Raw genomic sequence first — 812 nt, 5'->3', positions numbered from 1 at the left:
CTCGGCCACGAAGTGAGGCTGATGGCGCCACAGCTTGTCAAACCTTACGTCAGGCGCAGCAAGAATGATGCGGCAGATGCCGAGGCCCTCTGTGAGGCGATGAGCCGTCCAACCATGCGTTTTGTGCCAGTCAAGACGGTTGAGCAGCAGGCAGCCCTCATGCTTGTCGGCATGCGGGAGCGGCTCGTTGGCAGACGTACGCAGCTGGCCAACTCCATCCGGGGATATGCTGCCGAATTCGGATTGACTGCTCCCCTTGGTCTCTCCCGCGTTGAGCCGTTCCTCAGGCAGATTGCGTCCGAGGATATCCTTCCCTCCCTGGCGCGCGAGATGTTTGCACAGATGGCAGAAGAGTATGGTGCCCTGATGGAGCATATCAGGGAGCTTGATGAAAAACTTGCCACATGGCATCGAAGTCAGGAGGTGAGCCGCAGGCTATCCGGAATTCCGGGCATCGGTCCTCTGGGAGCGGCTCTGCTGCTCATGAAGGCTCCGGATCCGCATCTGTTCCGTTCAGGCCGGGACTTCGCGGCCTGGATAGGTCTCACCCCTCGGGATCATTCGTCCGGCGGCAAAGTCAGACACGGCGGGATTACCCGGGCCGGAGACAGCCGCCTGAGAAGCACCCTGGTTGTCGGAGCAACAACCGTGCTTCGGCATGTGCGGCAGAACAAACAGAGCCGCCTCGCCACGCCGTGGCTCGTCAGTCTTCTGGGCAGAAAGAAGGCGAAGCTCGCTGCTGTAGCCCTGGCCAACAGGATAGCACGCATTGCATGGAAGCTGATGACCAGTGGCGAGACATACCGCAAGCC

General features: G+C 60.6%; 1 protein-coding gene. It reads left to right on the top strand.

The window, feature by feature from the left end; all coding sequences use genetic code 11:
* Positions 1-812, top strand: an 812-nt coding sequence (locus B7449_RS13450; protein ID WP_048883699.1) for an IS110 family RNA-guided transposase, incomplete at both ends; no start/stop codon positions are given.

The sequence above is a fragment of the Komagataeibacter intermedius TF2 genome, from assembly GCF_000964425.1.
In the GTDB taxonomy this organism is placed as follows: Bacteria; Pseudomonadota; Alphaproteobacteria; order Acetobacterales; family Acetobacteraceae; genus Komagataeibacter; species Komagataeibacter intermedius.
The sequence above is the reverse complement of the archived record's forward strand: the minus strand, read 5'-3'. Positions and strand labels throughout refer to the sequence as shown.